General features: G+C 28.3%; 27 protein-coding genes and 1 pseudogene. 3 read left to right on the top strand and 25 right to left on the bottom strand.

Annotated elements, in window-relative coordinates; translation table 11 throughout:
• Positions 1–83 precede the first annotated feature (83 nt).
• The 11 genes and pseudogenes from ACZ5B9_RS06170 to ACZ5B9_RS06120 all read right to left on the bottom strand — a co-directional run bounded on the left by ACZ5B9_RS06170 (position 84) and on the right by ACZ5B9_RS06120 (position 7,513).
• Positions 84–296 (bottom strand): Txe/YoeB family addiction module toxin, encoded by a 213-nt coding sequence (locus tag ACZ5B9_RS06170; protein WP_218975124.1) that lies wholly within the window; start codon positions 294–296, stop codon positions 84–86.
• Positions 297–512: pseudogene (locus ACZ5B9_RS06165) on the bottom strand (type II toxin-antitoxin system Phd/YefM family antitoxin); the annotation flags it as partial.
• Between the two features lie 144 nt (positions 513–656).
• Complete coding sequence (locus tag ACZ5B9_RS06160) at positions 657–2,702, bottom strand: transglycosylase domain-containing protein (RefSeq protein WP_464423809.1); 2,046 nt, start codon at positions 2,700–2,702, stop codon at positions 657–659.
• Between the two features lie 48 nt (positions 2,703–2,750).
• Positions 2,751–3,848, bottom strand: a complete 1,098-nt coding sequence (gene rlmN / locus ACZ5B9_RS06155) for a dual-specificity RNA methyltransferase RlmN (protein WP_464423807.1) — start codon at positions 3,846–3,848, stop codon at positions 2,751–2,753.
• A 175-nt stretch (positions 3,849–4,023) separates the two neighbouring features.
• Entirely contained in the window at positions 4,024–4,596 is a 573-nt protein-coding gene (locus ACZ5B9_RS06150) for a DUF4291 domain-containing protein (protein ID WP_464423805.1), read from the bottom strand.
• The gene (locus tag ACZ5B9_RS06145; protein ID WP_464423803.1) at positions 4,593–5,123 is read right to left on the bottom strand and encodes a HEAT repeat domain-containing protein; all 531 of its coding nucleotides are present in this window, start codon (positions 5,121–5,123) and stop codon (positions 4,593–4,595) included. Before ACZ5B9_RS06145 ends, ACZ5B9_RS06150 begins: the two co-directional genes overlap by 4 nt.
• A 1-nt stretch (position 5,124) precedes the next feature.
• The gene (locus tag ACZ5B9_RS06140) at positions 5,125–5,265 is read right to left on the bottom strand and encodes a hypothetical protein (RefSeq protein ID WP_464423802.1); all 141 of its coding nucleotides are present in this window, start codon (positions 5,263–5,265) and stop codon (positions 5,125–5,127) included.
• A gap of 22 nt (positions 5,266–5,287) precedes the next feature.
• Positions 5,288–5,824 carry a HEAT repeat domain-containing protein gene (locus ACZ5B9_RS06135; RefSeq protein WP_464423801.1) on the bottom strand — a complete coding sequence of 179 codons (537 nt, stop codon included), beginning with the start codon at positions 5,822–5,824 and terminating at the stop codon, positions 5,288–5,290.
• A gap of 39 nt (positions 5,825–5,863) precedes the next feature.
• Positions 5,864–6,427: a HEAT repeat domain-containing protein gene (locus ACZ5B9_RS06130; protein ID WP_464423800.1), complete on the bottom strand. Its 564-nt coding sequence runs from the start codon at positions 6,425–6,427 to the stop codon at positions 5,864–5,866.
• 149 nt (positions 6,428–6,576) lie between these two features.
• The gene (locus tag ACZ5B9_RS06125; RefSeq protein WP_464423799.1) at positions 6,577–7,074 is read right to left on the bottom strand and encodes a hypothetical protein; all 498 of its coding nucleotides are present in this window, start codon (positions 7,072–7,074) and stop codon (positions 6,577–6,579) included.
• 1 nt (position 7,075) lies between these two features.
• Positions 7,076–7,513, bottom strand: coding sequence for a hypothetical protein (locus tag ACZ5B9_RS06120; protein WP_464423798.1), 438 nt, complete (start codon positions 7,511–7,513; stop codon positions 7,076–7,078).
• A gap of 482 nt (positions 7,514–7,995) precedes the next feature.
• Here ACZ5B9_RS06120 and ACZ5B9_RS06115 point away from each other — a divergent pair, with 482 nt between their 5' ends.
• The 3 genes from ACZ5B9_RS06115 (at position 7,996) to ligA (ending at position 12,111) form a co-directional block, all read left to right on the top strand.
• Complete coding sequence (locus ACZ5B9_RS06115; protein WP_464423797.1) at positions 7,996–8,202, top strand: hypothetical protein; 207 nt, start codon at positions 7,996–7,998, stop codon at positions 8,200–8,202.
• Between the two features lie 714 nt (positions 8,203–8,916).
• Positions 8,917–9,837, top strand: a complete 921-nt coding sequence (locus ACZ5B9_RS06110; protein ID WP_464422627.1) for a DDE-type integrase/transposase/recombinase — start codon at positions 8,917–8,919, stop codon at positions 9,835–9,837.
• Between the two features lie 165 nt (positions 9,838–10,002).
• Complete coding sequence (gene ligA / locus ACZ5B9_RS06105) at positions 10,003–12,111, top strand: NAD-dependent DNA ligase LigA (RefSeq protein ID WP_464423796.1); 2,109 nt, start codon at positions 10,003–10,005, stop codon at positions 12,109–12,111.
• A gap of 163 nt (positions 12,112–12,274) precedes the next feature.
• Here ligA and ACZ5B9_RS06100 read toward each other — a convergent pair whose 3' ends face one another.
• The 14 genes from ACZ5B9_RS06100 to ACZ5B9_RS06035 all read right to left on the bottom strand — a co-directional run bounded on the left by ACZ5B9_RS06100 (position 12,275) and on the right by ACZ5B9_RS06035 (position 26,147).
• Positions 12,275–12,856 carry a hypothetical protein gene (locus ACZ5B9_RS06100; protein WP_464423795.1) on the bottom strand — a complete coding sequence of 194 codons (582 nt, stop codon included), beginning with the start codon at positions 12,854–12,856 and terminating at the stop codon, positions 12,275–12,277.
• Positions 12,857–12,891: 35 nt separating this feature from the next.
• On the bottom strand, positions 12,892–13,374 hold the full coding sequence (locus ACZ5B9_RS06095) for a hypothetical protein (protein WP_464423794.1): 483 nt from the start codon (positions 13,372–13,374) through the stop codon (positions 12,892–12,894).
• Between the two features lie 27 nt (positions 13,375–13,401).
• On the bottom strand, positions 13,402–14,019 hold the full coding sequence (locus ACZ5B9_RS06090) for a hypothetical protein (RefSeq protein ID WP_464423793.1): 618 nt from the start codon (positions 14,017–14,019) through the stop codon (positions 13,402–13,404).
• A gap of 50 nt (positions 14,020–14,069) precedes the next feature.
• Positions 14,070–14,615, bottom strand: a complete 546-nt coding sequence (locus tag ACZ5B9_RS06085) for a hypothetical protein (protein WP_464423792.1) — start codon at positions 14,613–14,615, stop codon at positions 14,070–14,072.
• Positions 14,616–14,892: 277 nt separating this feature from the next.
• Complete coding sequence (locus ACZ5B9_RS06080) at positions 14,893–16,107, bottom strand: hypothetical protein (protein WP_464423791.1); 1,215 nt, start codon at positions 16,105–16,107, stop codon at positions 14,893–14,895.
• Positions 16,108–16,210: 103 nt separating this feature from the next.
• Positions 16,211–16,933, bottom strand: a complete 723-nt coding sequence (locus tag ACZ5B9_RS06075; RefSeq protein WP_464423790.1) for a PepSY domain-containing protein — start codon at positions 16,931–16,933, stop codon at positions 16,211–16,213.
• Positions 16,934–17,099: 166 nt separating this feature from the next.
• Positions 17,100–18,518: a HAMP domain-containing sensor histidine kinase gene (locus ACZ5B9_RS06070; protein ID WP_464423789.1), complete on the bottom strand. Its 1,419-nt coding sequence runs from the start codon at positions 18,516–18,518 to the stop codon at positions 17,100–17,102.
• On the bottom strand, positions 18,511–19,197 hold the full coding sequence (locus tag ACZ5B9_RS06065) for a response regulator transcription factor (RefSeq protein WP_464423788.1): 687 nt from the start codon (positions 19,195–19,197) through the stop codon (positions 18,511–18,513). The genes ACZ5B9_RS06070 and ACZ5B9_RS06065 overlap by 8 nt, the downstream gene beginning before the upstream one ends.
• Positions 19,198–19,304: 107 nt before the next feature.
• The gene (locus ACZ5B9_RS06060) at positions 19,305–19,850 is read right to left on the bottom strand and encodes a type III toxin-antitoxin system ToxN/AbiQ family toxin (protein ID WP_464423787.1); all 546 of its coding nucleotides are present in this window, start codon (positions 19,848–19,850) and stop codon (positions 19,305–19,307) included.
• Between the two features lie 362 nt (positions 19,851–20,212).
• Positions 20,213–20,965: an epoxyqueuosine reductase QueH gene (locus tag ACZ5B9_RS06055; protein ID WP_464423786.1), complete on the bottom strand. Its 753-nt coding sequence runs from the start codon at positions 20,963–20,965 to the stop codon at positions 20,213–20,215.
• A 261-nt stretch (positions 20,966–21,226) separates the two neighbouring features.
• Complete coding sequence (locus tag ACZ5B9_RS06050) at positions 21,227–22,432, bottom strand: pyridoxal phosphate-dependent aminotransferase (protein ID WP_464423785.1); 1,206 nt, start codon at positions 22,430–22,432, stop codon at positions 21,227–21,229.
• 72 nt (positions 22,433–22,504) lie between these two features.
• On the bottom strand, positions 22,505–23,470 hold the full coding sequence (locus ACZ5B9_RS06045; RefSeq protein ID WP_464423784.1) for an N-acetylmuramoyl-L-alanine amidase: 966 nt from the start codon (positions 23,468–23,470) through the stop codon (positions 22,505–22,507).
• Between the two features lie 35 nt (positions 23,471–23,505).
• On the bottom strand, positions 23,506–24,162 hold the full coding sequence (locus ACZ5B9_RS06040) for a hypothetical protein (protein ID WP_464423783.1): 657 nt from the start codon (positions 24,160–24,162) through the stop codon (positions 23,506–23,508).
• Positions 24,163–24,164: 2 nt separating this feature from the next.
• Positions 24,165–26,147 (bottom strand): tetratricopeptide repeat protein, encoded by a 1,983-nt coding sequence (locus ACZ5B9_RS06035; RefSeq protein ID WP_464423782.1) that lies wholly within the window; start codon positions 26,145–26,147, stop codon positions 24,165–24,167.
• Positions 26,148–26,276 lie beyond the last annotated feature (129 nt).

Below are 26,276 nucleotides of genomic sequence, written 5' to 3'. Positions count from 1 at the left end.
AAACAAAAAATATGATCTCTTATACATTAATCTGTATTTGAAATCATATTTTTTATTACTTTTACATAAAATAATTTAAAAAGTTATTTGTAATGATTAGCACAAGCTATTATTATAACTTCATTTTCAGTCAATTTATAAATAAATCTGTGCTTATCAGTTATTCTTCTGCTCCAATACCCACTTAATTCATGCTTTAAAGCCTCTGCTTTACCTATTCCTTCATTTCCGTTTCTCTGAATATCTTTTATAATTTCATTTATTTTTTTTATAACTTTTTTATCTTGAGCTTGCATTTCTGCTTGCTTTTTACTTTTCAATAATTCATTATAATAATCTTTATTAGACATAATATATAAATTTTCCATAAGATTATTGTATTCTTCTTCACTCATTAATACCACATTTTCATCATTTTTTCTAGTTGCAATTATTGTTTCATAATCTCTTGTTGCCTTATCACAATACTTTTTAAAATTATTTCTAATATTAGAATAATTTGTAGCTATCATATTTCTCACTCCTTTTAAACCTTTGTTCAATTTATTGTACAATATATAATGAAAATTGTCAATTATATTTACAAAAAAATAGAGAACTAATTTTTAATTCTCTATCTTTTATAGTCTCAAATATTAAATTTTTATAACAAAATTTTAGAAAAAAATCCCATTCCTAAACTTACCTTCTGACTCAATCGGCTCTGTTCCAGCCTTAAACAATGCTGTCCGCTTGTTCACTCCATCTCTGTCAAGTAATCCAATTTGTAAATCAATATCTCTTGTTGTCAAATCTTTTCTTGTAATATAATCATCTATAAATTCAAAAACTCCAACATTGTAATTTGGCAAGTCAACTACCGTCTGCATATAAGTTTTCCAAATTGGTGCAGCCGCAGCTCCTCCAGTCATTCCTGCTCCCATTGACTTGTTATCATCGTTTCCAACATATACTACAGTAGCAAGAGTTGGAGTATAACCTGTAAACCACGCTGAAACATAATCAGAAGTTGTTCCTGTTTTTCCAGCCATCGGAATAAGCTGTCCATCCTTAAATACTTTTGCAGATTGCCCAGTTCCATAATTTACAGCATTTTCAAGCATATAAGTCAAAATTGCTACATCTTTTGAATCGTAAACTTTTTTCATTTTTGGTTTTGCTTCATAAACAACTTCACCATATTTATTTTCGATTTTGTAGATATACTGAGGTTCCACTTGATAACCTCCGTTTGCAAGTGCTGCGTAGAACATTGCCATATCTATTGGTCTTGTAGAAATTGAACCAAGTGCCAATGTATAGTTTTTAGGAAAATCTCCTCCTACAATTCCTGCATCTCGCCACACTTTTTCAGCAGCATTAATTCCAACGTGCTGTAATAATTTTACTGGTATTATATTATTTGAAATTTCCAACGCTTTAGCAAGTGTCATACTGTCTCTAAAAACTCCATCATAATTCTTTGGACTCCAGTTTCCAATTTTTACTGGGGAATCTTCCATAACACTGTTCATCGCCATATTTTTTTGCAATGCCGCAAGATAAACAACTGGCTTGTAAGATGATCCTGGCTGTCTTAATGCACTTATTGCACGGTTAAAATTACCTTTTTTATAATTTTTTCCTCCAACCATCGCTTTTACAAATCCATTACTTGGATCAATTGAAAATAATGCACCATTCAAACTTGCACGGCTCTTCAAGTTATAATTGTTATTAAACGCTGAATAAGCTGCCCTTTGTAAATCCAAATCAACTGTTGCATAAATTTTATAACCATCAAATAGGAATTTTTGATCTTCTTCAGGTATTTTCAATATTTTTCTTACTTCGCTTAATACAACTGTTGTAAATTCAGGTGCCACATTTGAAGTTGAAATCTGTTCTTCTTCATTACGGCTTTTAATATTTCCATTTACAAATGTAATTTTTTCTTTAACAGCTTCATCATATTCTTCCTCTGTTATAAACCCAAAGTTTCTCATCTGATGAAGTACAATTTTCTGTCTTTCCAGTGCATTTTCTATTTTTGAATATTTTGTTGGTGATTTAGGAAGACTCGCTAAAATTGCCGCTTGTGCAATGGATAATTTTTTTGGCTCTTTATTAAAATATTTTATTGCCGCATTTTTTATTCCGTAAGCTCCTTGCCCAAAATAAATTGTATTCAAGTAATTTTCCAGAATTTCATCTTTTGTATATTTTCTCTCGATTTCTATTGCTAGAATTGCTTCTTTAATCTTTCTTGTCATTGTTTGTTCTGGCGATAAAAAAGCATTTTTTGCAAGCTGCTGAGTAAGTGTACTTCCACCTTCACGCCGTCTTCCTGTAATTGTCAAAAACGCCGCTCTTGCTGTTCTTATAAAGTCAAATCCATGGTGAGTCCTAAACTTTCTATCTTCAATTGCCAAAAACGCATTTTGAACATGCAAAGGAATTTCTCCGATTCCAATTGGTGCTCTATTTTGAACCATTATCGTATCTATCTGATTTCCGTTGATGTCATAGATTACCGAAGGCGATACAGGTGCATACCCATCAATTAAATCAACAGGTGTTTCCTTGCTTACTGTATAAACCAAAAAAGCTCCAGCTCCAACTCCGATTACAAACAAAAATACAAAAACTTTGAAAAAAAATGAAAATAAACTAAATTTTTTTCTAGGTTTTGTCACTTTCTCTTTTTTCTTATTCTTTTTCATTACTACCTCTTTTCGTAACTGTTTCAACATTTACTTAAAATAAATTTTTTAAATATTATGTACAGAATCCATTTGTTTTTTTGCCTTCAACTGTCCACAGGCCGCTGCAATGTCCTGCCCTTTAGTTTCCCGCAACGTTACATTAACATTTTTATCTTTCAATAATTTATAAAATTCCCTTTGTTTTTGTTTTGATGGTGTTTTATATGGCTTTCCACCAACAGGATTATAAGGAATCAAATTTACCAGACACGAAAATGAATTTAAGAATCCAGCTAATTCCCTCGCATCTTCAGGCTCACAGTTCAAATCATCAATCAAGATATATTCAAATGTAATACGATTTTTAGTTTGTTTCTGATACTCCAGAAGAGATTCTTTTAATTGTTTTACTCCCCATCTTTTATTTATTGGCATAATCTCGCTTCTCACATCATCCTTTACCGAATGTAGCGAAATTGCCAAATTTATCTGATTCTCATTTTCTGTAAATCTTTTTATTCCATTCACAATTCCGCTTGTAGAAATTGTAAAATTCCTTTTTGAAAAATTTTGCCCTTTTGGAGAATTTAACATATTAATTGAACCAAGAACAGCATCATAATTTAAAAAAGGCTCTCCCATTCCCATATAAACTACATTTCCAAGTTTTTCTCCACGTTGCAGCAAATGTTTCTGAACATAATAGTATTGCAGTAAAATCTCAGAAATTGACAAGTTTCTTTCATAAGTCATTGTCGCTGTTGCACAAAAATCACATCCAATAAGGCATCCAATTTGCGAAGAAACACAAAGCGTATGCCGATTTTTATGAGAAATAAGCACACTTTCAATCAGCCTTCTATCCTTCAGTTCAAACAAAAATTTCTCAGTATCCCCATCTTCTGAAACTTGATGCGTCTTAAATTCAAGCTTTGCCACATAAAATCTCTCTTTCAAAATCTCTCTGTCTTTTTTGGAAATATTAGAAAACTCATCAAAATCAAATACCAATTTATTATGCAGCCAGTCAAAAACTTGACTCGCATTAAACTTTTTAAGACCAATTTCAACAAATTTCTCCTGCAAACTATCTAAATCCATCCCCAAAATATCAATTTTCTCAACTGTATTTATATTTGTCATTTCATTATTATTTATCTCCATTATTTTATTCTTTTCAATTTCCTCCTTTTATTTTTACAATTTTCATTGCCTATATCATACCATATTTTGAAAAAATATTACAGCATAAAAAATAGAATTTTCAATTGTTTTCAATTGTTTTCATTCTCATCATTTAACTATTTTTAACAGGTGCTGTTACCTTTTGCTACAAATTTTAAATATATTTTTTTTCTTCAGGAAGCATAATTTCTGAAAAAGTTCCATTTTGAATGCTATTTCTCATCTCAATAACTTTATCTGTTATATCCGTTATATTTACAATCCATTCATTTATATATTTTTTTACCATTTCTCCCTTTATACCTAACTGTATCGCTCTTCTTCCTATTGGATTGCCGTAAATATCCCTGTCCGGATCCCACTGACATCTTACTTCTGAATTTTCCAGTTTTTCTTTCCATTCTTCCTTAGATAAATCAGAAACTTCTCTAAAAGATGAAAGTACAGAATTTTTCACTATTTCATCAAATCCTTCTCTTTTCAGGTCAATTGCAAGTATTCTTTCCTGTCCTTGTTTAGTAGCCCAGCCGCTTCGGTACATCATCCATAAAAATGATGGCTTTATCCAGGTCATTCTTGTAAGGCTGAATTTACTTCCAAACTTTCCTAATTTTAAAGCCTCATCTGCTATTTCATTGTTATACGCCTGATAAACTCTTATTGTTTTATCATCAAATACAGCATAAATATTTCTTTCCTCTTCTTTTTTCATAATTAATCCTTTCATTCAACATCCTTATTTGTAAAGTCACATCTGTTCAGCTGTTCCATTGCATGTTCTCTTATAGTCTCTTCTTCACTTTGTAATAATAATTCCAATTTTTCTTTCGCCTTAGGAGTATTAATATCTCCCAAAGCAAAACAGCATTTTCTCACTAATGCAAAATTATCATCCCAACGGTATTTTTCAAAATTTGAAATTGCTAATTCATATATGCAGTCTATTGTTCTTGGTAACCTCATTTCTTGAAAATAACTTGCAAAATCCTCATGTTCGTTATGCCAATTTTCTTTTGATAATTTGCATAAAATATCTATCCATTCTTCAGTATATAAATTAAATTCCCATATTGCTGAACATACATAATAAAGCTTATCTTCATCTTTTTCATCATAAGCCTCTTCTAGTCCTTTTTTAATAATTTTTACTTTTTCTTTATCGCTAATATTGAATTTATTTTTTATCTCATTTTTATTTTTACTTTTCATTAACTCAATCATTATATTTAAAAGTTTATTATTTTTTGCTTCCATTTTATTTATTCTCCTTTATAAATTCATACTTTTTCAAATTCTGATTAAATATTTCTAATCCTTTCCCTCCTTCTTGTCCTAATTGTATATCTATTGCATTTTCTCTAGTTACTTTATTCGCCTTTTCTTTAAAAGAAATCATTTTTTTAACATCTTCAGTCTTCTCACTCAAAATCCTTATTTGTAAAATCACATCTGTTTAATTGCTCCATTGCATGTTTTCTTATCATTTCTTCATCATTTTGCAACAATAGTTCCAATTTTTCTTTCGCCTTAGGAGTATTAATATCTCCCAAAGCAAAACAGCATTTTCTCACTAATGCAAAATTATCATCCCAACGGTATTTTTCAAAATTTGAAATTGCTAGTTCGTATATACAGTCTATTGTAGAAGGTAATTCTAGTTGCTGGAGATAAAACACTATGTCTTCGTGTTTTCCATGCCATTCTTCTTTTGTTAATTTGCATAAAATGTCAGCAACTTTTTCACTATGTAATTCAAACATATATATTGCTAAAATCAAAGTGTTTATACTTTTTCCATTTTTTTCATTATATGCTTTCTCCAACTCTGTTTTTATATATTCTATTCTTTCATTATCATTTTTTAAAAACTCTTTTTGTAACTGTCGAAAACTTATTTCTTTTCTATATTTTTTCAACATTAAATTTTTCAGTTTTTCAAGACTATTTTTTTCCATTTTTTATTATTTCCTCTTCTTTTTTCATAATTATTCCTTTCATTCAACATCTTTATTTGTGAAATCACATCTCTTCAACTGCTCCATTGCATGTTCTCTTATCATTTCTTCATCACTTTGTAATAATAATTCCAATTTTTCTTTCGACTTAGGAGTATTTATATCACCTAAAGCGAAACAGCATTTTCTTACTAATGCAAAATTATCATCCCATTGATATTTTTCAAAATTTGAAATTGCTAGTTCGTATATACAGTCTATTGTTTGGGGTAAATGTAGTCTTTGAAAATATGATGCTATAGTTTCATGTTCTTCATGAAATTCTTCTTTTGCTAATTTAATATAATCTTCAATAAATTCAGATTTACCATATAATCCAAAAAAACTAATTGAAAGCATCAAATTCTCTATTTCAGTTGAATTTTTTCTTTGGCATGCTATTTTTATTCCCTCTTTTATTATATTTATTTTTTCTTCATCTGTAACATCAGAAAAATTTGAAATTAATTCCTCATTTCTCAGTTGAAAATTTACAATATAAGTTTTTTTGCTTAATTCAAATAATTTTTTTAATTCATTTTCATATTTTGCTGATATTTTCATTATTTGTTCTCCTTTATAAATTCATAATTACCAATTTTACTTTCTTCAGCCGTCATTCGTGCAACAGAATATTTAGTTTAAAAGTTTTGCTATTTGTTATTCATTCCTTTCCCTTAGTAATAACAACCATTAATAAAAACTGTTAATTATTACTCATTATAAGCAACTGAAATTTCTTTTTTAATTGTAGCTATTTTACCTTCATTTTCTATTACAAACTCTAAATCAAATCCTTTTTCCATATAGATTGATGTGGTAATTTTATATTTTTCGTTTTTTGAACCTAAAATGTCAGTTATTTCCTTATTTATTGAATAAATAAATTCTTTTTTATCAACATCAATATATTTGGCATCTTTTAAACTATCAATTCCCAATCTTTCATTTACAATAATTTCACCAATTTTTTTATTTTTATAATACACTATTATTTTTTTCAATTCCATTTTATTGTATATTTTTTTTAACTTTATAATAATATTTTTAAAATAATCAATTTCAATATCTTCAACTTCAAAAATCTTTTCTTTATTGTCAGAATAAAAAAATGAAACCGAGTAAAACCCTTCTTTTTTTACTTCTCTTGAATTATTAAAATAAAGAAATATAACTAATATAATTAATAATAATACAATAATTTTTTTCATTTTATTTTCTCAAATTTTCTATCCAACTTTCATAAAATTCTTCTTGTTCCTTAACACTGCCAATTTTTAATTCACTATCGTAATCAAAAATATCTACTACATCAGATAAAGTAGCTTGTTTTCCCATTTGTAATTTATACGCCTTTGTCCCTCCAAATTCTTTTTGCATTCCAGAAGGATAAACATTAATAACCGAAGCATTACAAAGTAAATAAATGTTTTTTAATTCTAATTTTTTTCGCAATTCCAGAACAGAATCAAAAATATTATCACTTTTTGAAAAATATATTGTTCTTTCAATTTCTATTTTTAAATTAATTTCATCTTCAATTTCTGATAAAAATAGTTTATTTTTTTCTATTTTTCCATTATTAATAATCTCAATATCAAATATTTCCACATTATTTTCATCTTTCACATTTACCAGTCCTTCTTTCACTTTCAATTTCTATATTTTTAAGTACAGAAATATGCTCTTTCTCTTCAATTTTCTTTAGTACAACTTTTTATTATTTCTCCAACTCACTTCCAACAACAATTTTCATAATTCATATTAACATACATATTTCAAAAATACAATGTAATTAAAATAAAAAAATATAAAGATGCATTGTAAATCAAAATATATAAATTCTTTTTACATTGACTTTGGCAAATTTCGTAGTACAATACTATTAGAAAAGGATGATAAACAGTAAAACTTAGTATAGAAAGAGGGAGCCTATCATGTTTAAAAAGTTTAAACCATTAGTTATAGTTTCAATGTTTCTAACTATTTCATCTATTGGATTTGGCAATCAATTCAGAGGCACTCCAACACAAGCAACTCTTGAAGCTAGCTACAGACAAGCATAAAATGCCGTTAATAAAGGATTGGGGAAATGTTTAAGTGACGCATATAGTGTAGGGGCAGGAAGAGAAGTGGAAGATTACATAAGACGCATAAATAATCAATACTTTAGCGATATTTCTTTTTTTAGCGGAGGACGAGTAACAGTAAAATTATTACCTAGAAGCAAAGACATTGATGAGGATACATATTTAGATTTAGCAGACTTTTATGCAGGAGAGGCATACACCAGATGTACTGCGGCATTATCAGAATATAAACGTAAAAATAAAAAATAATTAATTAATAACAACCAAGTCTTTCGTATATTATCACATCGCAAATTAAAAAATAAATTTAAAAATATCATACTAAGTTTTACAACATATAATACTAAACCCCATTTAAATAAGGAATTTACTACAAATTTTTCTAATTAAAGGATAAAACTTAATATTTTCAAATGATTAAAACATAATTTTTATTTTTTAAACAGATTCTAGTATAAATTAATCCGTCGGAGCATTTTTCTGTGCTGGCAAAACTGTTTGAGCATAGCGAGTTTTTTGGCAGTTCAGAAAAATGTCGTAGACTAGCCATAGGTTATTGCGTAGCAATCTTGCCACAATTTTAATTATTAGGATAAACTTTTACTGCAAGATAAGGTTTTGCGGTAATGAGTAATCCTACGAAAATAAAAAAGAAAAAACATAGTAATATGAAAAAATATTTATTAATAAAATGTCCAAAAAATAATAAAAAATAATTTAGTTGAATGATTATGAATTAATTATCAAACAACTTTATTATAAAAATTTATTCCTATTTTCAAAAGGGGGTTAGTATAATTTTATACTTAATGATTAAACTGTTTCATGAACTTTATCATTTATGAAGCAGTTTTTTTATCTATTGTTGTGAGATAATACATATGTGACAAGAATATACAAAAAAAGAAAGGTTTCTGATATTAATGTAAATCTACCAAACCACATTAAGGAGAAACCTTTCATATGAGTAGTATATCAGAAATATACCGTGTTCGTCAACGGGCAATTGAGTATGCAATAAAACATAATAATAATTCAAAGGCAGCAGTGAAGTATAAGACATCACGTCAGCAGATAAAACGTTGGAGAGACAGATACGACGGCACAGTCCAATCTCTTCTACCAAAAAGCAGAAGACCTAAAAGCCACCCAAACCAGCACACGCAAGAAGAAATAGAACTGGTTATGAAAAAATACAGGAAATTTGGCTATGAAGGGCTGGCAGAAGTTTATGTCAAAGCAAGAAATGAAGGCTACGGCCGTACATACGATTCAATGTGCAAGATAATAAGGAAAATGAAGGGTAATGCCAAAGAAAAGCTTAAAAAGCTACATAAAAGAAAAAAGAAGGTTGAACAGGCTAAGTACCCTGGGGAAAGAGTACAGATAGACATAAAATATGTTCCGGAAGAATGCATACAGTTTGGTACACGTGACCAGAAGTATTATCAAATAACGGCATTAGATGAATATACAAGAAAAAGAGTGTTAAGAATAGCAGATGAAAAAAGTACCTATCAGACTGCAAAGTTTCTAGAGAACTTGGAAAAGGAGCTGGGATTTGACATAAAGAAAGTTCAGACAGACAACGGGAAAGAGTTCACAAATTCTGAAAGTGATAAGAAAACACTGTTTGAGCTGAAACTGGAGGAGAAGGGGATAGAGTACGTGACAACCCGTCCATATTCGCCATGGGAGAATGGAAAAGTGGAAAGAAGCCACAGGCTTGACAGCAAGTACTATGGGGACAAGAAATTTAAAAGCAAGGAAGAACTGTTAAGGGCAATAAGGAAATACAATACAAGATACAACAACATATCAAGAAAAGTACTAGGCTTTAAGAGTCCAAATGAAGTATTAAAAGAGTACAAGGAAAATCAGTAGGTTAAAGATATATTAGGAAAGAAATATTTTTTTTAATATATTTTTGTAACAAATGTTTGACATCTATACAATTTATGAAGCAGTTTTTTTATCTATACACTATAAATATTTTCCAAAAAATGATATACTTTAAAATAATTATACTTAATTTTTGAAGGAGTCAAAGTGAATTTATTTAATCAAGAAAAAAATAATGAAAATGAAAATATAGATAATGAAAAAAATATGAGTTTTTTTGATATTCAAGAAAAATATACAAAATTAAGAAATGAAATCGAATATCATAACAATCTTTATTATAACGAGGATAAGCCTCTTATTTCGGATATGGAATACGACGCTTTAATGCGTGAATTAAAACAGCTTGAACAGGAATATCCAGAATTACTGAAAAATGAAAAAAATGGAGAAAGTTCACCTACTGAAAAAATTGGGGGTACTGCGAGTGAAAAATTTTCAAAAGTACGACATCGGGTGCCTATGCTTAGTCTGTCAAATACTTATAATATTTCTGAAATTGAGGATTTTGATAAAAGAATCAAAAAAATTATTTTATCTGAAAATCTTAAGGATCATTCAAAGGAGCTAGAGTATATTCTGGAATTGAAACTGGATGGGCTTAGCATAAGCCTGATTTATGAAAATGGAGTGCTTGTTCAGGCTGTAACACGGGGAGATGGGCAAGTTGGGGAAGATGTGACTGAAAATATTATGGAAATCACAACTATTCCTAAAAAATTGAAAAAAAATGTTTCATTAGAAGTTCGTGGAGAAATTATCTTGCCAATTTCTAGTTTTAACCGAATAAATCAAGAACGGGAAGATGATGGAGAAGATGTTTTCGCAAATCCTAGAAACGCGGCTTCTGGGACAATAAGACAGCTGGATAAGACAATTGTTGCAGAACGTGGGCTTGACTGCTATCTCTATTATCTTGTAAATGCTGAGAATTACGGAATAAATACTCATTTGGAAAGCATTGAATATATTGAAAAACTTGGGTTTAAAACAACAAAAATATTTGAGAAATATACTGATTTTAAAGAATTGGAAAAATCCATCGATAAATGGCATAACGACAGGAAAAAACTTGATTACGAAACAGATGGGCTTGTTATAAAAGTAAATAATTTTGCACTTTACGAAACGCTTGGCTACACAACTAAAAGCCCACGATGGGCAATTGCCTACAAATTTCCCGCTGAACAAGTAAAGACTAAATTAATGGACGTAACTTTCCAAGTTGGAAGAACTGGTGTAATTACTCCTGTCGCTGAACTTGAAGCTGTGAATTTATCAGGTTCTGTTGTGAAAAGAGCAAGTTTACACAACTTTGATGAAATTCGCAGAAAAGATATAAAAATTGGCGATAATGTCATTGTAGAAAAGGCGGCAGAAATTATTCCTCAAGTTGTAAATGTTGTGTTTGACGATAGAACTGGAAAAGAAATTGAAATTCAGGAGCCAACAAATTGCCCTGTCTGCAATAGTGAGCTTGTACACGAAGAAGGACTTGTCGCCTTAAAATGCCACAATCCAATTTGCCCCGAAAAAGTCAAACGTCAAATTGCCTATTTCGTTTCCCGTGATGCAATGAATATTTCTGGACTTGGTGACAAAATTGTCGAAAAATTTATTGAATTAGGAAAAATAAAAACAATAGTTGATATTTATTCGCTTAAAAAATACCGTGAAGAATTGGAAAATCTGGAAAAAATGGGACAAAAAAGTGTAGACAACTTGATAAATAGCATTGAGTCCAGTAAAAATCGTGATTTTTCAAAAGTTCTCTATGCACTTGGAATCCCTTTTGTTGGAAAATTTAATGCGAACCTTTTGACAAAAACTTTTAAAAATATTGAAAATCTGAAAAATCAGTCAATCGAAAATTTACTGGCTGTAAAAGGTATTGGCGATAAAGTGGCAATTGCTGTAAATACTTTCTTAAATGATGAAAATAACTGGAAAATTATCACAGATTTACAAAATATAGGATTGCAGTTTGCCGTTGATGAAACTAATTCAGAAGAAATAGCAGATAATCCAATAAAAGACAAAAACTTTCTTGCAACTGGAAAACTCCAAAAATACAAACGAAACGACATAAAAGATATTATCCTGAGCAAAGGCGGAAATTATCTGTCAGCAGTTTCAAAAAATCTGGATTTTCTAATCGCTGGGGAAAAGGCTGGAAGTAAACTGGAAAAAGCTGAAAAATTGGGCGTTCGGGTACTTACGGAAGATGAATTTGAGAAGGAATTTTTGGAAATTTAATTTTTAACATATCACCGAACACTTTCAATGTTAAATAAATTCAATAGATTTAATAAATTTTATTTATAAATAAAAAAATAGGGATTTCGTTAAATTACAGTAATCCCTATTTTTATTTCAATGAATATATTACTTCACTATCTCATTTGTTTCTTTGTCCAATTTATTTTGATTCATCAATTAACCATTTTCCATTTTGTTTTACGAGTTTTAACATTATTTCTGTCCCACCTTGGTAATTTTTCGTACCATTAACAACAAATTCTTCCTCGTATTTATCTTTTAAATAAACCGTTTTAGTCTTAGAATCATATTTTTTCAATTGAAATCCACTTTCTTCTCTTATATCTATTATTCTTGATCCTAATAAAGCATCATAGTCATAATTAATATCGTCATTTTCTTTTAAAAATTTCTCATCAGCAGGAGATAATTTTCCTTCAAGTGATTTTTGACTTAATTCTATATATTTTTCTCTTCTTCGGTATTCTTTTCTGAATTTTTCTGTAATTGGAGCTTTTGCAAGCCATTTATCGAACTCATCAGGATCTCTAATTTCTATATATTCGTTCATAAAGTTTATTGCTGTATTTATCGCTTCTTTATCCTCACTATTTAATTTTGTATTTGCTTGATTACTTTCTTTAACTGTTTTTTGAACTTTACCTACTTTTGTTTTATTTCTTGTAACCGCCATTCCTAAACTTGCTACTATTAACATAGCTATTCCTACTTTTTTTAACATTTTTATCACTCGCTTTCATTTTTTATTTTTTATATTTATTCATAATTTTTCAAACTATTGTTTAATTTTCCAACATTATAAAGAGCAACATTTATAAATGTATGGTCTACTACTCTATATATTTCAATTATTTTTTTTGAATTATATAATAATAAAGCTCCTTTATGCTCTTTTATATTCATTTTTTCTTTAGAAATCTTGCTTATATTTTTTTTATAACTTTCAATTATTTTTGCATGCTCCTCATCTGTTGTAGCCGAATCAAAGATTGTCGAATACAGCTTATTTTCAGAAAAAGCAAAACTGTTAAATTGTCTTTTTATACCTAACGGATCCTCTACATTTGCATAATAATAAACAGCATAACTTCCATCATCATGTGAATTTGATAACGGCTCACTTTTCACAATATTTCTCAATTCTTTTGGAGAAATTTCAAAATTAATTTTATTTGTAACTTTTTCTCCAAATACTATTGCTGATAATAACAACATCATAAATAATAACATTTTTTTCATAATTAGCTCTCCTTTATTTTTCTTAAATTATTTTATTTTTGATTCATCAATTAACCATTTTCCATTTTGTTTTACAAGTTTTAATACTATTTCTGTTCCACCTAAATAACCTTTTCTACCATCAATAACAAATTCTTCCTCATACTTATCTTTTAAACGGACTATTTTAGATTTAGGATTATATTCCTTCAGTAGAAATTCACTTTCCTGTCTTAAATCTCCTATTCCTAATCCTAATAAAGGATCGTACTGATAATAGGAATCAATATCATCATTTTCTTTTAAAAATTTCTTTTCAGCAAGAGTTAATTTTTCTTTAGGTGATTCACTTGTTACTGCATACAATTCTTTTTCCTTTAAATCTATATATTTTTCTTTTCTAAAATATTCCTTTCTAAATTTTTCTGTAATTGGAGCTTTTGCAAACCATTTATCGAACTCATCAGGGTTTTTTAATTGTATATATTCATTTGCAAAGTTTATTGCTATATTTATTATTTCTTTATCTTCATTGCTTAAGTTTTTATTTACCTGATTACTTTCTTTAAATGTTTTATGGAATTTAATTTGTTTTAATTCATTTGTTGCAGCTGCAATTCCTAAACTTGCTATAATTAACATTGCTATTCCTATTTTTTTTAGCATTTTTTATCCCTTGCTTTCGTTTATATTTTTTTTAAATATTAATTTTATAATTAACCTGCTGGATAATATTCCAATACATTCTTTATATTACCATTTTTATCAGTAATTACAACCTTTCTAGATTTTTCATCAAATCCAAAGTACAATTTAGGATGTTTTTTCCCATCTTGACCAATATAGTTGTCTATATAATAAATTCCTTTTACAGCTGTTTTTCTTATTTTATAATATGAAACATAAGCTTCAGAATTTTCATCAAGACTTTCTTTAATGGTAAAACCGTTTAAATTTTTGATATTATTAAAATCTGATACTAATGGAAGGCCATTTTCAGGTTTTTCATCATAATATGATGATAGATAAAAGTTATTATTTTTACCAGATTCTAATTTTCCTATTTTAAAACTATATGCGTTATATACACCCTCTACACCATCTTTTTTATCCAACCAGCTAAAATTCATTATGCTGATTTCCTGTCCGGGAACTTTATTTTCTTTTTCAATTTTCTCCCAGCTTTTTCCTGTTGTAGTAATTTTTGCTGCAAATGCCATTGCACTTAATACAAGTAATCCTGTTAAAACTAATTTTTTCATGTTTTTCTCCTTTCCCTTTGATAAATCTATTTTAACAAATGAACCTTAAAATTAACTGAAAATTTTTAAAAAAATTAAATTATACTTGAGCGTATTTAAAATTGAACTACTAAAAATTATATAAATTTAAAAAATAGTCGTAGCTTTTGAGTACTATTTTAAAGAAGTTTTACTATACAATAAAAAAATTGTAAATGAAGAAAATTTCAAATACAGTTTTTTTATTACTCCTAAGTTTGTTTATGATAATTTAGTGTTTTTATTATGATTTATAGCACTAATACATAATTGGTAACGGAGTGTATTCTCTTACACCACTATCTTTTTTCTCTGTCAGTTCCTTAAGTCTTTCAAAATCATATCTGTAAATAGTATCTTTTATATCCGTTATATTTATTTTACTTAAAGTTTTTGATGCTTCTTCAAATTTTCCTAAACGACGCTCAGTTTCAGCTTTTAAAATTATAGATAGATTATATTGAATTTTATCAGCACCATTATTTTTAGAAATCATTTTTACTAATTTGTCAGCATAGCTTAGTGCTTTTTTCAAATTATCTTCCGTCGCTAATTTTTTTTCATCATAGACATCACCAATACTTCCTATAGGCTCGTCTAAATAATATGACACAATCGAACTCCAGTATTCTGATGGTGCTTTGGAAAATAATTCATCAATTGACCTCTCATTTCCTAAAGATTTATACAAATTTACCTGTCTAAAAAGTTCTTCTTCTGAATAACGTCCTTTATTTTTCTTAATTACATCCTGTAAGTAATACAACGCTTTTTCTCTAAATTCTTTTTTTGTTTTTTTATCAATACTTTCCTTATTAAAATCCATATAGTCATAACCATAATAGTTTATTTGAGATTTTTCTATATCAGAGAGAGTGTAGTAAAAATTTGCTATTCTTTCCAAATGAACGTTCTTATCCTGTTTTTCCACTAAGGCATTTGCTTTATCAAATTCTTTGTTACTAATATATAAATAAGCTAAACTCCAAGGAAATTCGCTTTTATTTTCCATAGGCAAAGATTTTTCAAGATAACTTATCCCTTTTGTCAAACTTTCCTTTAAAATATCAATATTTTCAGAATTCCAATTAATTTGCGCTCTATACGCTTTGTAATACGTTTCGCCTATTTCCTTATCTGAAAATCCGCCTGCCATTTCATAAAATCTCCCTAAATAATATTCTTTAGGCAAATTTTGGGGAATAGCCTTGTATTCTTTTGAATTTATTATTTTTTCATATTTTTCCAATTCTTCTTTTGTAAATTTATTCTTGAACATTACAAATTTATTAGTTGGGCATTGTGGCGAATAATCAATGCTTCTAAACTTCTCTTTTCCTATTGGACAAATATAATCCATTTCTATTGCTGGTACAGAAAATCCATTTGTAGCATAAAGTGTTAATCCTGCTACAACCAATGCTAATAAAATCCTTACTTTCTTCTTCATAATAATTCCCTGCTTTCTTATCATAAACTTTCCTTAAATATTATGATATGTTTAAATTTAAAAAGATTCAAGTATATCTTAGCAAATTAACCTTAAATTTAACTGAAAATTTTTACTTTTTTAGATTCTATTTTTTTAATTTCCATTTTAGAATTTCACCTGTTGATAAATTAATTTTAAAATTATACTCTATATAATTGGCTTTTATTGTACCCTTATAAATTGATTTCTCAGCATCTATAAGAATAATTTCTTCAAATGAAGCATTTTCAAGGTTTTCAGAAACTTTTCGTTTCAGTTTCCCTAAAATCATCTCTTCCACATTTTTTTCTTTCTCAACATGCTTAGCAGAACCTTCCTCGCTGTATCTTCTCTTGCTGTATTCCAACTTGTTCTCCATATCGGCATATTCATCAGGCTCAGACTTTTGTTCTATTGGTGATGGTGCTGGCGGCACTGCTATTGGTGCCTCTTTCGGTGGCAATGTTATAGCGTTTCCTATGTTCCAACGAGAATCAGATACAAGTCTTTCACTAGAACTATATGTGATTACTTTTCCTGTATTTGCATCAACATTATATCTATATCTTTTATTTTTATAATAAAATTCAATTGCATAAATATATTTTTTATTTTCTTTTTCTAAAATAAGTTTTGTCAATTTTACATTATTTGAATGCACTTTAGAATGTTCAAAAACAATTTTTTTGGCTTTTTCCAAATTTATTTTCACTCTATTGTTTCTTATTGTTACAGTCGTTATTTCTGAAGAATATAAATTTATGCCAGATACAGCAGGAATCATCGTTAAAATTAGAAACGGCTTTACTTTTTTCTTTAATGTTTTCATTTTTTTCCTTTCTATAAATAAATCTTTATTACACTCTAACCTATTTAAAATTAAACTATTAAAAACTATATAAACAAAGGGTTTGACTAAATAGTCACATCTTTTGAGTTCGGTTTTAAAGTGGTTTTACTATAATATTAATCAAAATAATTTTTTTAATTTTATGCTACAAAATTTTTTCAGGCAAATAAAAAGTAAAAATTGTCCCTTTCCCTAATTCACTTTCTACCATAATTGTCCCCTTATGCTCTTCTATTATCCATTTCACAATAGAAAGCCCAAGTCCTGAATTATCGCTGGAACGGGAAGAATCAACCTGATAAAACCGATTCCATATTTTATTAATATGTTCACTTGAAATTCCAATTCCGTCATCAATAATTTTACATTGTATTTTTGAATTTTGCAAATCAGTATTTTCAGATTCATTTTCTATTTTATCTAAAGTTATTTTTATTGTTCCATTTTCATTTCCATAAGTAATTGCATTTGAAATAAGGTTTATAAAAACTCGTGTAAGCATATCCTTGTCAACATCTGCAAAAATATCATTTTTCTCATCGTAAATAATTTTGATATTTTTTTCTTTAGCATAATTACTTTCGATTTCGATAACTAACTGAATAATTTCATTCAAATTCTCATTCTCGATATTAAGTTTTTGATTCTTTTTATCCATTCTGGCAAGCATAAGTAGTTGAGAAATCAATGTTGACATTTTTTTAGATTTTTCCAAAATATTTTTTAATATATCTTCTGATTCTTCATTTAAGTTCAAATATTTCAAGCTGTACTCACTTTGCATACGAATTGCTGAAAGCGGAGTCCTTAATTCGTGAGCCACATCCGATGTAAACTGAGCCTCTCTATCAAATGCCTCCTGCAAGCGATTAAACATCTGATCAAAAGTTTCAGCCAAATCATATATTTCCCTCTCTCCACTTTGTAAATTAATTCTTTGAGAAAGATCATCCCCTCTTGAAATTTTGTTAACCGTTTTAACTATTTGCTCAATTGGGCTAAAAGATTTTTTTGTTATAAATTTTCCGCTTAAAATAGAAACAATTATTAGGAATGGAAATATAATAATAAATATTAAAATAATTAGTTCTATATTTTTTTCAAGGCTTGAAAAAGGTGTAATTCCCCTAATTAATATTTCTCCATGTCCGATAAAATTTTTCCTTATATCATAAACGTACCATTTTGAATTTGAATTTTTCTGTTTTACTATTTTTACTTTATTGCTTTCATCAGAATTTTGAGAAACTTCTAAATCAATATCTGTATTTCCGTATATAAAGTTAAGATTTTTATCATAAATTGAAATAAAAATATCATCGGTTATTACGCTAAGATTATTGTCAATTATTAACTCCCCATTTTCAAGTTCAATGCTTTTATTTATTTTCTCTACTGTTGTTTCAAGCCTTTTATAAACAGAATTTTTCACAGCAATAGAACTGATATAGAACATAGCTCCCAAAAAGCACAACACAATTATAATTATCATGCTTGTATACCATAACGTAATTTTGGTTTTTATTGAAATTCTTTTTTTATTATAACTAATTTTATTATTCATCTTCTTCCTTCAAGACATATCCTACACCTCTTATAGTATGAATTAATTTAGGTGTAAAATCTGTATCAATTTTTTTTCTTAAAAGTCTTATATGTACTTCTATTACATTACTGTTTATTTCAGAGTCAAAATCATAAATATGCTGTTCAATTTTATCTTTTGAGATAACTCTTTTTTTGTTTCTTATCATATATTCTAATATTGAAAATTCTTTTGGAGACAACTTTATTTTCTTTTCATCCCTAAATACAGTATGCATGTTGCAGTCAACCGTAAGATTGGCTATCTTAAAAATATTTCCTACTGAATCAGACTTTATGCTATTTTTTCTAAGTATTACACGGATACGTGCGAGAAGCTCCTCAAAATCAAATGGTTTTACCAAATAATCATCAGCTCCATAATCCAGCCCTTTTACCCTGTCCTGAACACTCTCCCTCGCAGTAAGGAACAATACTGGCGTCTGTATCCCCTTATTCCTTATCCTTTTCAACACTTCAAACCCATCCAATTTAGGCAGCATTATATCCAGTATCAGCACATCATATTCTGCAGAAAAAATATAATCTAACGCCTCTTGCCCATCAAAACAGCTATCAACACTATAATTCTCTTTTCTTAGCGTTCTAGCTATAATGTCATTTATCATTCTCTCGTCTTCTACTATCAAAATTCTCATTTTCCAAATCCTCGTTCCCATTATTTTGTTTCCAATTAAATATTTTTTATTTATTCAAAATTAATTTAATATCAGCCTATTAAATTAATTGTTTTCTAAATTTGATTTTAAAGCGATTCTGTTATGTATTCCTTCTCAAATTCTTTTGAAGCATGCTCCAGCACTTTAAAGTTATTTACTCTTCCATACATTTTTTTCTGCGATTCACTTAATTTATCAAGATTTTTTGTAAAAATATTATATATCTTTTCAGCTTTTGCAAGTATAATATTTTTATTTCTTTCACAATATTCCAATTGATTTTTTAATAATCTAAAATATTTTATGTCGTCTGTATTTAAACTCTTACTTAGCATTTCTAAATCCAATTTATTTCTACATAAATCATTATTAATAACAGGTATCATATTGTTAAAATTAATAATTCCTAAGTTACCTTTATCTATTTTGAAAAAATCTATATTAGTTTTCATTCTTTTATGTTTTTCTTTTGGAGAAGATAATGGTGCAAAATACTCTTTATTATTTACCTTAAAAACTATTCCTATAAATGGTCTGTTTGCTTTTAATGAAACTTTATTTTCATAAATTCCTAAATATTTTAAATAATTTGACGTTAATGTTATAAAGTATAATTTATCCTTTTCATTCATCTAATTTCCCCTTTCATTTAAAAAGGCGATACAAAACAATATCGCCTAAAAAATACTTTAAATTAATGATTAATAAATCAGGAAGACTTAGACTGCTCGCTCCTTTATGGTCTAACTTTTTAATACCTGACTGAACCAGGAAGACTTAGACTTGCTCGCTCCTATTATGACCTAACTTTTTAATACCTGACTGAACCAGGAAGACTTAGGTTTACTCGCTCCTTCATGTCTAACTTTTTAATACCTGACTTTTATTAATCCTTTTCAAGTATATTATATCTTATTCTCGTTTATTTTTCAAGGCAAATTTTTAATTTTCTCACTGTTTCTTAATAAATCAATTTTTTTAATTTCTCCATTTTCTATTTATACTCATTCAAATCAATCCCCTGATCCATCGCAGCAAATACGCAGCCACAGTAACATTGCCTATACACATCATATTCTGCACACATATCAACTGAACGTTTGTATCCGTTATTTTTCTTAAAGTCAGATGGCAAGTATTTTACATCAAAAATTTCCTGAATTTCCAGTCCCAACGTGTTTATTAGCTGGCTGTTCTTATGCGGGCTTAACGTCAAGGCGCTTCCAAAATAGTCAAACCCCAATTCCTGAGCCTTTTTTGCCACAATGTCAAGCCTCATCTGAAAACAGGCAGTACATCTTGCTCCACCCTCCTTTTCATTTTCCAGACCTTTCACAGCCTTATAAAAATCCATCGGCTTATATTCATCTTCAATAAATCCAACATTATTTCCAGTACGCTCGTTGAATTTCTTAATAAATTCCTCCTGCACTAAGGCCCTTTTTACATATTCTGCTTTTGGATGAATATTATTATTTGCAAACAGAACGGTCACGTCTGCATATTGCGTTAAAAATTCCAGCGTATAAGTACTGCAAGGCGCACAGCAACTATGAATCAATATTTTAGGACGAATATCCTTATTTTCCCAATCTGAAATCAGTTTTGTCAAAATCGTATGATAATTGATTTTCTGATTAGGATTCATTCTTTCCAGAATTTCCTTCGCATTTTTTATATCCCTTTCAATATAGCTTTCCGTGTTTTTTGTACTTTCCAATTGTTCAATATTTCCAATATTTTTCATTAAATTATTTTCTCTCCCAAATTTTTTTATATATTTATACTAAATTCCATTTAAAAAATAATAATAAAATTCTATAATAATTAATTTAATAGCCTTGTCAAAAAAATGCTTTAATTCTATGAATTTCATGATTTCTACTATTTAAATGAGAAATAGTATTAAATAATCATAAATTTTACTTTCTGCTAGATTATAAAATTAGACTTGTCTACATAATCAAGCATTTTGAATTATTAAACAAGTCTACTAAAATTTTAAAAACTATTTTTTATTATACTCTTCCAGCGCCTTTTTCAACACTTTCATTCCATTTTCAATTTCAATCAAGTTATGTGTACAAAACGAAAATCTAGCTTCCTTCGTACCTTTTCCTGGCGTTGTATAAAATCCAGGTCCTGGTGCAAACGATAATGTTTGATTTTCATATCTAAATTCAGTCAATAGCCAGATTGCAAATTTTTCAATATCATCTACTGGAAGTTCTGCGATTAAGTATAATGCGCTGCTTGGCTTATATGTTACAACTCCTGGTATTTTTATGATATTATTATAAATCATATCACGTCTTACTTTGTATTCTAATTTTGTATTGTCAATGTAAGTATCTAACGTATTAATTAAGTTTGTACTTGCATATTGCTCAATTGTCGATACTGATAGTCTTGCTTGACAGAATTTTAGCGCTTGTGCTAAAAAGTCTTTATTTTTAGAAGCAATAACTCCTATTCTTGCCCCACATGCACTATAGTGTTTTGAAATACTGTCAACTAAAATCACTCTGTCTTCAATTTCTTTTATTGACATAAACGACTGATAACTTTTCTCAATTTCTTCATCGTAAATAAACTGTCTGTAAACTTCATCAGTAATAATATATAAATCATGTTTTATCGCAATATCCCTAATTAACTCCATTTCTTCTGTTTTGAAAACAATTCCAGTAGGATTGCTTGGATTTGAAAACATTATTGCCTTTGTTTTTGGAGTGATTAATTTTTCAATTTCTTCCCTTTCTGGCAAATGATAATGATTTTCAATAGATGTTTCAATTGGAACTAACTTTGCGTCGGCAATTCTCAAAAAACTGTCATAATTTGTGTAATATGGTTCAGGGACTAAAACTTCATCTCCTGGATTGCAAATTGTCTGCAATGTAATTTGAATAGCCTCACTTCCACCTTGAGTAATCAATATATCTTCAGGCAAAATATCAATTCCAACTTTTGCATAAGATTTTGAAAATGATTCTCTCAATTCAATAATCCCTGCCGAATTTGTATATTTAACAATTTTTTCCTTATAATTATTTAATCCTTCAAAGAATGTATCTGGTGTTTCTACATCAGGCTGCCCTATATGTAATTGATATACTTTCACACCAGATCTGTTTGCTTCGTCAATATATGGCACTAATTTTCTAATTGGTGAATAGTGCATTTCTAAAACTCTTTTTGAAAATTTTTTCATATTGTAATTTCCTTCCTTATGTAATTTTTTAAAATTTAATTTTTAAAAAGGGGTAAATTACCCCTTGATTAATTATTTACTATTATATTTATCATTTAATGCTTTTAAGATCGCATAAGTTTCCAAATCAAGTTTTCCATCATACTTAGACGGTCTAAAATGATATTGGAATGCTTTTATTACATTTTTAGTTTGCTCATCCCATTTTCCAGTTGCACTAATTGTATATCCAAATTTATTAAATTCTGCTTGTACAGTCGCAGCTGGTAATGTGTTCCAAGTACTTGAATATTCAGTTTCGTAAAATGATTTTTTATCATTATCATACCACATTCCTATGTTATGTTTTCTATACAAATCTTCCCATGGGAATAATGGACCTGGATCAGGCTTTCTTTGAGGAGCAATGTCTGAATGTCCCAAAATATTCGTTGCCGGAATTTCATATTTATCTGCCAAATATTTTACAAGAACAGCGACTTCCTTAATCTGAAAATCTCTAAATGGCTCGAAATTTCCACTTACATTTCCATTATTAACAATTTCAATTCCAATTGAACTATCATTTAGATTTTTACTGGTTTTCCACTCACTTACTCCAGCATGCCATGCTCTTTTATTTTCATCCACTAAATAGTATACTGGATCATTTTTTTGATCTGATATTAAATAATGAGCACTCACTTCGTTGGTTGTCAATGCTTTAAGTGACCCTTCTCTATTCATCGCTGTATAATGTAAAATTATAAATCTTTGTCTATAATTTTGCCCTGTTGAAGTGTAAGAAGAATCAACTGTTATTGAACCTGCTGAATTTTTAATTGTTTGTGTGCCACCTCTTCCAGACTGATTGTTATTATTTCTACTACTGTTATTATTACCTGTCTGATCTTTCATTACTTGTCCATTTTCATCAATACGTATATTTATTGGTGGTTTTTTAACATCGTTTGAAACGTCTTTATTGTGAGCATTCAAAATACTTCCAATTGACAAAATTGACGTTAGTAATAATAATTTTGTTATATTTTTTTTCATTATACTTAGTCCTCCTTATATTCTATTTCATTAAATTATTTAGCATTTTCAAGTTTTGGATTATCAGTTTGTTTAAAACTGTATTTTATAATATTCTTTAAAAAAATATAATAACCAATTGCTAAAATAGCAATAATAATTCTCATAATAGCGGTAATATTTCCATCAAAGTCTAACCAGATCATTACCGAAACTACTCCATTTAATAATGATATGATAAATAAAAACATATTTCTTCTGCTCCATGCAATAAAACCGAATACTATTGCTGAAAAAATAAATAAGACTCTTGTTCCACCAAAAAACAAAACATACGAATTTACTGTTGATACAACATCGTTCATATACGGAGAACTTTGTAAGATAACACGTGAAATATTTACGCAAATTAAACTTATTAAAAATAATGCAAAACAGATTAGTAAATCACGTATATCCTTTTTTTCTTCCAATTCAACAGTTTCTCGACTTTTTCCATTTGAATCATTACTAATACTTTTGTTCTCTAGATAAAAAACCGAATAAAGCAACATAATCCAAAAAAATACCTCTACAATTCCAAGCCATAATGTTATATGAAAAATTTTGGCATTTGTGTATTCATGGTAAATAGAATTATAGAAATTGTAATTTACAAAAATGTAAAAGAATGATACTATTATTGCCAATATTTTTTTATAATAAAAAAACATAGTTATTCTCCCGAAAATTTATTTATCCAGCTCAAATAATTTGAGTCTGTAATATTCAATGCTTCTATATTTGCTTGAAAATTAACATCATCATCATATATTTTAAATATGATTGGTGCAAGTATTTTTAATGTCTGTGTTTCAAATATTCCGTGAATATTCATACTATAAATAATTGGTTTTTGAAATTTTAATAATTGACTGTTTGTTTGCTTTATTTCATACAAAAGTTCTAACAAGTTGATTTTCTTCAAGTCATTATTTCTATCTTCAAGCACCACATCAATCTGATCAGAAAGTAATTTTTTGTATCGCCACGATTGATGCTCCTTATGAACTTTGCTTTGAATCAAAAATTTCATTTTTGGTGAAAATAAAACTAGGTTATTCATATTTTTTTCATATTTTATCGCAAAATCTCTTTCAAAAAAACTGCTTACTGATTTTAATAAATCATTTTGAACATTATAAATCGTGTTTTCATCATAAATTTTATTAATCAAACTTGACTTTTGTTCATTAAAAGTATCGTATAAATAAATTTCAATTTCATATTTTTCAACATTCGGCATTTTTAAAATATTCCCAGCCAATACAAAATTTAAATTATTGTTCTGTTGTCTTATTAGTTTCATATAATCTGTACTGTAACGTTTTTTAGATACAAAAAGATTTTCATTATTATAAGCAATTGCCAACTGATAATTTAAGTTTGTCTTATAATGTAAATTTTCATTTAAATATAAAGGCAGAGAAATCGCAAGATTTTCAGCCAATTCTGATTTTTCTCCAATTGATGTAAATGCCAAAATAAGAATATTTGGTTTTACACGTCTATTTTGGTTCAACATAAATTCAGGATGATTGAATTCATAATACCAAAGAGGTTTATTTGTTGAAAAAAATCGATTTGCTGTTTTCTCCTGTTTATCTTTATTTTCTGCTTTCACTTTTAACTTCCAAAAATAATCCTCATAGTACATAAATTTTTTGTAATGCTCAATCCAAGGAAATTTTGAAGTAAATTTACAAAGTTCTAATCCCTCTTTATACATATCTTTTACTTTATAATATTTTAGTACATTTAAAGCAGTGTGGGCATTATGATTTTCAGGATTATAATATGCCAATACGTATTGCTTAAATTCATCATAAAGTTCGTTCAAAATATAAATACTTGATGTAATATACATTACTTCTGAATTATATCCAGACTCTTTCAAAGCCGTTATCAAAAAATAATTTCCAGTTTCCTTATCGCCTTTTTTGAAATAAACAACCGCTTGCATCATTTTTGCCCGCCAGTTTCCTCTTATTGCAGACAATTTTTCCATTTTGTTTTCATATTCGCTACTGCTTCTTTTTTTCACAATATCAAAATATTTTTTGAATGCTATTGCAGAATTTGGATTTATTTCCAAGGCTTCATAATATTTTTTTTCAGAATCTGCAGCACGTCCACAAAGTTCCAAGGCTTCAGCATAAGCTATACAAAGTCCTTCTGTCATATTATTAATATTTAGATTTTTTTCATAAAGCTCAACAGCATTTTGATAAGCTCCCGTTCTCACATGATAAGTTCCAAGCAAAATTAGTTTTCTTTCAAAATCTTCATCAGCCGCATAAAATCTTAACACAGCTTCTTTTATTTCAGGATAAACTTCTTTTGAAAAAGCATCCTGTATTATAGGATATAATCCGTCCATATTACTCCAGTTTTTTCTTACAGCTGGATATAATTTCTTATTAAGCCAGTCCTTTTTAGGCATTTTAAATTCTTTTCCAAATTCATCGTAATAAGAAATTTCCTTAAAATCATCTGAATAATTATTATTTTCCATAACTTCTGATTCATTATTTACAATATCGTAAATTTCTCTTCTAATTTGACGGTTGGGTTGATTAACATTAGTATTTATATTATTTTCATTTATTTCCTTATTTTTCCTCTTATCAGAAGATTTAAAAAAATCAAAAATCCCCATATATCCTCCTATCTAAAATAACTTTTTGCTACAATTTCTTTTTCAATCTATTTTTAAAAATAGTTCTATATTGTATCCTTTACTTAAATATGGTTTAAATTAAAACTTATCCATTTTCAACTATACTAA

The sequence above is a fragment of the Leptotrichia sp. SK-5 genome, from assembly GCF_055387215.1.
Note: the sequence above shows the minus strand (reverse complement) of the source record. Positions and strands in the feature narration are given on the sequence as shown.